Annotated in this window: 6 protein-coding genes; 1 reads left to right on the forward strand and 5 read right to left on the reverse strand. The window is 65.0% G+C overall.

Annotated features, from left to right (window positions below):
• Nucleotides 1-144: 144 nt before the first annotated feature.
• Nucleotides 145-369, reverse strand: a complete 225-nt coding sequence (locus tag ABGA94_RS07235) for a YbdD/YjiX family protein (protein WP_005410613.1) — start codon at nt 367-369, stop codon at nt 145-147.
• Nucleotides 369-2,450: a carbon starvation CstA family protein gene (locus ABGA94_RS07240; RefSeq protein WP_005418274.1), complete on the reverse strand. Its 2,082-nt coding sequence runs from the start codon at nt 2,448-2,450 to the stop codon at nt 369-371. Before ABGA94_RS07240 ends, ABGA94_RS07235 begins: the two co-directional genes overlap by 1 nt.
• Before the next feature lie 215 nt (nt 2,451-2,665).
• Between ABGA94_RS07240 and ABGA94_RS07245 the strand changes: the two genes are divergently transcribed.
• Nucleotides 2,666-3,517 (forward strand): pirin family protein, encoded by an 852-nt coding sequence (locus ABGA94_RS07245; RefSeq protein ID WP_197598519.1) that lies wholly within the window; start codon nt 2,666-2,668, stop codon nt 3,515-3,517.
• A gap of 128 nt (nt 3,518-3,645) precedes the next feature.
• On the opposite strand, the gene ABGA94_RS07250 is transcribed toward ABGA94_RS07245, so the two are convergent.
• The 3 genes from ABGA94_RS07250 to ABGA94_RS07260 form a co-directional block, all read right to left on the reverse strand.
• On the reverse strand, nt 3,646-4,104 hold the full coding sequence (locus ABGA94_RS07250; RefSeq protein WP_375366852.1) for a hypothetical protein: 459 nt from the start codon (nt 4,102-4,104) through the stop codon (nt 3,646-3,648).
• Nucleotides 4,105-4,300: 196 nt separating this feature from the next.
• Entirely contained in the window at nt 4,301-5,020 is a 720-nt protein-coding gene (gene aqpZ, locus ABGA94_RS07255) for an aquaporin Z (protein ID WP_171957583.1), read from the reverse strand.
• Between the two features lie 121 nt (nt 5,021-5,141).
• Nucleotides 5,142-6,005 (reverse strand): pirin family protein, encoded by an 864-nt coding sequence (locus tag ABGA94_RS07260; protein ID WP_005418267.1) that lies wholly within the window; start codon nt 6,003-6,005, stop codon nt 5,142-5,144.
• Between the last annotated feature and the right edge of the window lie 255 nt (nt 6,006-6,260).

Below are 6,260 nucleotides of genomic sequence, written 5' to 3' on the forward strand. Positions count from 1 at the left end.
GCTCGGCCTTTTTCAAAGAAGGGGTCAGATCCGTTTCCCGGAGGAAACGGATCTGACCCCGGACACCATTCGATCAGCGGCGGTCTTCATCCACGCATGGCGTGGATCTACTGAAGGCCGCTGCAGCGCTGTCGAACCTGAGCATCAACAGCAGCGGCCACCATTGCGTCCGCCGTAGCGCGCTTCCTGGCGCTCGCGGAAGAACGTCTTGTAGTCCATCGGCTCCTGGTCCGGATGCTTTTCCAGCATATGCCGGACGTAGTTGTCGTAATCAGGAATGCCACAGCACAGTCGTGCGGTCTGCACCAGGCGCCGCCAGATGCGGCGGTGCGCCTGGTACTGGCCGGCGGGAACCAGTTGCGTACTCATCACAGATCCACCATTTCATGCGGCTTCAGCGCCACGTAAGGGGTCTCGCGGTCGCTGCGCTGCGGATTGCGGCGTGCCGCCAGGATGGTCTTGATCGAATACACCAGGACTGCGCCCACCACCAGCAGGAACAGCGCGGTCAGGCCGGTATTGACGTAGGCGTTGACCACGATCTGCTTCATCTGCGCCACCGACTTGGCCGGCGCCGTGATCGTGTCGCTGGCGAGCGCGGCCTGGAACTTGTGTGCCTGTGCCAGGAAACCCTGCGCCGGGTTGCTGTCGAAGATCTTGATGAAGCCGGCATAGGTGGTGCAGATCAGCAGCCACACCGCCGGTACCGCAGTGACCCACGCATAGCGGTCGCGCTTCATCTTGAACAGCACTACCGTGCCCAGCATCAGTGCGATACCGGCCAGCATCTGGTTGGAGATGCCGAACAACGGCCACAGGGTCTGGATGCCGCCGAACGGATCGACCACACCGGTGTAGAGCAGGTAGCCCCACAGCGCCACGCAGCCGGCGGTACCGATGATGTTGGCGGTCCACGACTCGGTCTTCTTCAGGGCCGGCACGAAGTTGCCCAGCAGGTCCTGCAGCATGAAGCGTCCAGCACGGGTGCCGGCGTCCACCGCGGTCAGGATGAACAATGCTTCGAACAGGATCGCGAAGTGGTACCAGAACGCCATCATTGCGTCGCTGCCACTGGGGATTGCTTCGTGCAGGATCTGCGCGATGCCCACCGCCAGTGTCGGCGCGCCACCTGCACGATGCAGGATGGTCGGCTCGCCGATCGCCGCCGCGGTCGCGGTCAGCTGCTCCGGCGTGATGGTGAAGCCCCAGGTGTTGGTGATGTAGTGCGCCGCCGACGCAGCATCGGCACCGATCACCGCAGCCGGGCTGTTCATCGCGAAGTAGATGCCCGGGTCGATGATCGATGCGGCCACCAGTGCCATCACCGCCACGAACGATTCCATCAGCATGCCGCCGTAGCCGATGTAGCGCATGTGCGCTTCATTGGCCAGCAGCTTCGGCGTGGTGCCGGAAGAAATCAGCGCATGGAAACCAGAGACCGCACCGCAGGCGATGGTGATGAACAGGAACGGGAACATGCCGCCCTTCCACACCGGGCCGTCGCCACTGGCGGCGAACTGGGTCAGCGCCGGCATCTTCAGTTCCGGCATCACGATCAGGATGCCGACGGCCAGCGCGATGATCGTGCCGATCTTGAGGAAGGTCGACAGGTAGTCGCGCGGGGCCAGCAACAGCCACACCGGCAGCACCGATGCGACGAAGCCGTAGCCGATCAGCATCCAGGTGATCTGGGTGCCAGTGAACGTGAACGCCGGGCCCCACACCGGGTCGGCGGCGACCTTGCCGCCGTACCAGATCGCGGCCAGCAGCAGGATCAGGCCGACCACCGAGATCTCGCCGATCTTGCCGGGGCGGATATAGCGCATGTACACGCCCATCAGGATGGCGATAGGCATCGTCGCGATTACCGTGAACATGCCCCACGGGCTTTCGGCCAGCGCCTTGACCACGACCATCGCCAGCACCGCCAGGATGATGATCATGATCAGGAACGCACCGAACAACGCGATGGTGCCGGGTACCTGGCCCATCTCTTCTCTTACCAGGTCGCCCAGCGAACGGCCGTTGCGACGGCTGGACAGGAACAGCACCATGAAGTCCTGCACCGCACCGGCCAGCACCACGCCCACCACCAGCCACAGCAGTCCAGGCAGGTAGCCCATCTGCGCGGCCAGGACCGGGCCGACCAGCGGGCCGGCGCCGGCGATGGCGGCGAAGTGGTGGCCGAACAATACGTGCTTGTTGGTCGGCACGTAGTCCAGGCCATCGTTGTTGATCACCGCCGGCGTGGCCCGGGTCGGATCCAGCTGCATCACCTTGTTGGCGATGAACAGGCTGTAGAAGCGGTAGGCCACCAGGTACAGCGAAACCGCGGCGACGACGATCCACAGCGCATTGATGTGTTCGCCGCGGCGCAGGGCCACGGTGCCCAGACAGAAGGCGCCGAGCAGGGCGAGGACCGCCCAGCCTATTTTGGAAAACCCTTTCATGAGGTGCTCTCTCCCGGAAAGACAGTCAAAGAGTCCCGCGTGCCCTCGACAGGGTCAATTGGCACAGGACGAATCGGCGGTAGTACTTTGGTCGTACGCTTGTTGTGCTGACGTGCAGCGAACATCAGGGATGGAACAATCGGTTGCGGCGCCGTCCATTGGCGTGTGGCCGTGCGGCGTCCATCTTCAGTGGCATCCATCCAACAGGAGTCGCCATGAGCTTTCCCGAACCGGTCCGCGTGCTGCGGACCATCCGTGGCATGCCCACCTCCGACGGTGCCGGAGTGCGCCTGACCCGCGTCATCGGTGGCCCGACGCTGCCCGACCTCGATCCGTTCCTGCTGCTCGATGAATTCGGCACCGACCGCGCCGAGGACTACATCGCCGGTTTCCCGGAGCATCCGCACCGCGGATTCGAGACCGTCACCTACATGCTCGACGGGCGCATGCGGCATCGCGACAACCATGGCAACGAAGGCCTGCTGACCCCGGGCAGCGTGCAGTGGATGACCGCTGGCCGCGGCCTGGTGCACTCGGAGATGCCCGAGCAGGAAAGCGGGCAGATGCGTGGCTTCCAACTGTGGGTGAACCTGCCGGCGAAGGAGAAGATGACCGAGCCGAAGTACCAGGAGTTCGCGCCTGAGCGGATTCCGGTGGTGCACCCGGAAGCGGGCGTGGAGGTGAAGGTTATTGCTGGCATGGTCAATGGCACCCGCGGCCCGATCGTGCAACCGGCCACCGACCCGCTCTACCTCGACATCACGCTGGCGCCCGACCGTGCCTGGACCTATGCGCTGCCGGAAGGGCACAACGCCTTTGCGTACGTATTCGAAGGTGGCGTGACCGTGGGTGAGCAGGACGCCGCGCGCGACGTCGCCCGCCAGGAACTGGCGGTGCTGGGCGGTGGCGAGCAGTTGCACATCTCGGCCGGCAATGAAGGCGCGCGCCTGATCCTGGTGGCCGGCCGTCCGCTGCGCGAACCGGTGATGCGCCACGGGCCGTTCGTGATGAACACGCGGCAGGAACTGATGCAGGCCTTTGTCGATTTCCAGGAAGGCAAGTTCTGACGTAGTACCGGCCGCTGGCCGGCAACTGCCTCGCATGAAGGCGGATCGGGGTGCCGGCCAGCGACCGGCACAACCGTTGGATGGGGTCGCGCTGCGGGGATGCTGCCAGGCAGTCATCCCCGTCATCCTCAGCGCCCGGCGGCCACGGCCGACGGGGTCAGGCTCATGCCCTGCGCCAGCTGTTGCAGTGACCCCAGCTCCTGCGCGCTGTCCGGATACAGCGAAATCTGCGCGTAACGCCCCTTGTCGAGCTTGACCACGCTGATGCGCCGTTCGGCATACCCCGGCGGTTGCTGGCCGCCCAGGTCGGGCTGGTACCAGTACAGCGATTCACCGCCGAAGCTGCCTTTTTCCTGCCGCAGCGAGCGGTTCAGCGGAATGGACGGATCACGCGCACTGAGCATCAGGATCAGCACTTCGCGGCCATCAGGGGTGCTGGCGCGGCAGACCAGGAAATCGGCCTGCACCTGCTGCTGCCACTGCAGACCGCTGCTGGCCGGCAGCGAAGGACATTCGGACGGCGCCTGCGCGGCGGCCTGGGCCGCAGCGAAAAGCAGGCTCGACAACATGACAGGCACGAACTTCATGCATCCCCCAAGGTGATGAATTGGTTGGCTTCGCCAGCAGAGCCGGCGACCATGGCATCCCATCCCCGGACGCCCCCCATCCGGCATGTGCACGGACGGTCAACTCAACCTTAACGGAACGTGAGCAATCGCACAATTCGCGGTTGCAAGCGCAACCATTGCGGCCGAGGGCCGGCCGCAATGGTTGCTGCGGGGATCAGCGGTCGTTGCCGATCCACTTGTAGATCAGGCCACCGATCGCGCCGCCAAGCAACGGGGCGACCCAGAACAGCCACAACTGGCTGACCGCACCGCTGCCGGCGAAGAAGGCCACGGCCGTGGAGCGGGCCGGGTTCACCGAGGTGTTGGTGACCGGGATGCTGATCAGGTGGATCAGGGTCAGCGACAGGCCGATCGCCAGCGGGGCGAACCCGGCCGGTGCCTTGCCGTGGGTGGAACCCATGATCACGATCAGGAACACCGCGGTCAGGACCACTTCGCACAGGAAGGCCGCCGCCACGCTGTAACCACCGGGCGACAGCGCGCCATAGCCATTGCTGGCGAACGCACCGGCCTGGCTGCCGTCGATGGCGAAGCCGCTGGCCCCCGAGGCGATCTGCAGCAGGATGAAGCCGGCCAACAGGCCACCCGTAACCTGGGCGATGATGTACGGCACCAGGTCCTTGGTCGGGAAGCGGCCACCGGCCCACAGGCCGACGCTGACCGCCGGATTGAAGTGCGCGCCGGAGATATGGCCGAACGCATAGGCGCCGGTCACCACGGTGAGGCCGAAGGCGAGCGCCACGCCGAGGAAGCCTATACCCAGCGGATTGCTGTCACCGCCGAACTTGGCGGCCAGCACCGCACTGCCGCAGCCACCCAGAACCAGCCAGAACGTGCCGAGGAATTCGGCGGACAAGCGTTTACCCATGCTCATGTGTTGCACTCCTTTGACGGTCGAAAGTGTGATTTATGTCACATTTCAATGATCAGCGGGTGACTGTAGCGTCAACGCCGGGTGCAGGCATACACCTTCGAATGTGTGCAACACGCGATGTTCAGTACTGCGGCAGCGGGATGAATTCCTTGTCGTCGCCCGGAATGGTGCCGAAGCGGCCGGCTTCCCAATCGTGCTTCGCCTGCTCGATACGCTCTTTCGAGCTGGACACGAAGTTCCACCACAGGTGACGCGGGCCATCCAGCGGCTCGCCACCGAACAGCATCGCCTTCACCGGTGTCTTCGCGCGCAGGCGGCCGCGTGCTCCGGCCTCGGGAATCACCAGATGCTGTGCAGGGATGTCCACGCCATCCAACTGCGCGTCGCCCTCAAGGATGTACAACGCGCGCTCGCGGTGGCCGTCGTCGATGTCGATTTCCGCGTCCGGGTCCAGATCGATCGCCACATTGAGCGTATCGGCGAACACTTTCACCGGCGATTCCTCGCCATAGGCGCGGCCAGCGATCACCCGAAGCCAGGCACCCTTGCGGCGCTGCTCGGGCAGGGTGGCAGCGGCATGGTGATAGAACGCCGGCTCGATTTCCTCATGCGACTTCGGCAACGCGACCCAGGTCTGCATGCCGTGGATCGGGTTGTCATGGTCGCGGTCCGATTGTGGCGTGCGTTCGGAATGGGCGATGCCGCGGCCGGCGGTCATCCAGTTGACGTCACCGGGACGAATCACCTGATCCGAGCCCAGGGTGTCGCGGTGGCCGATGGCGCCCGACCACAGATAGGTAACCGTGGCCAGGCCGATATGCGGATGCGGGCGCACGTCGATGGCGGTGCCGGGGTGCATCAGTGCCGGGCCCATCTGGTCGACGAACACGAACGAGCCGATGCTGCGCGCCTGCAGGGTGGGGACGGCGCGGCGGACTTCGAGGCCGCCGATGTCGTGCACGCGCGGGGCGATGATGGTGGTCATGCGGGCGTTCTCGCTGGCAGGGATCAGGTGGTCAGCATCGCATGCGGCTGTGACGGGGACATGCCTCGTATGGGTAACAGGGTGTTCCAGCCAACGGCGCAGCCCCTCGTGGCTGTGGGGTTGGTCGCTGAAGGCGGAAGCAAGATCAAAAGCCGCGCTTGGCCGGGCGGGTGGGTTGCGCAGGACACGCCGTAAACCCGTCCATGGGGGCTCGATGGCGCCATCCATGGCTCCAACGGTCCTGCGCAACCCACC

The sequence above is a fragment of the Stenotrophomonas sp. 3diitr2024 genome (genome assembly GCF_042136455.1).
Taxonomy (GTDB): Bacteria; Pseudomonadota; Gammaproteobacteria; order Xanthomonadales; family Xanthomonadaceae; genus Stenotrophomonas; species Stenotrophomonas sepilia.

Bases quoted from the DNA above. Each gene is read 5' to 3' on its own strand.
- ABGA94_RS07235 (WP_005410613.1), bottom strand. From the start codon at position 369: ATGAGTACGCAACTGGTTCCCGCCGGCCAGTACCAGGCGCACCGCCGC.
- ABGA94_RS07240 (WP_005418274.1), bottom strand. From the start codon at position 2,450: ATGAAAGGGTTTTCCAAAATAGGCTGGGCGGTCCTCGCCCTGCTCGGC.
- ABGA94_RS07245 (WP_197598519.1), top strand. From the start codon at position 2,666: ATGAGCTTTCCCGAACCGGTCCGCGTGCTGCGGACCATCCGTGGCATG.
- ABGA94_RS07250 (WP_375366852.1), bottom strand. From the start codon at position 4,104: ATGAAGTTCGTGCCTGTCATGTTGTCGAGCCTGCTTTTCGCTGCGGCC.
- aqpZ (WP_171957583.1), bottom strand. From the start codon at position 5,020: ATGAGCATGGGTAAACGCTTGTCCGCCGAATTCCTCGGCACGTTCTGG.
- ABGA94_RS07260 (WP_005418267.1), bottom strand. From the start codon at position 6,005: ATGACCACCATCATCGCCCCGCGCGTGCACGACATCGGCGGCCTCGAA.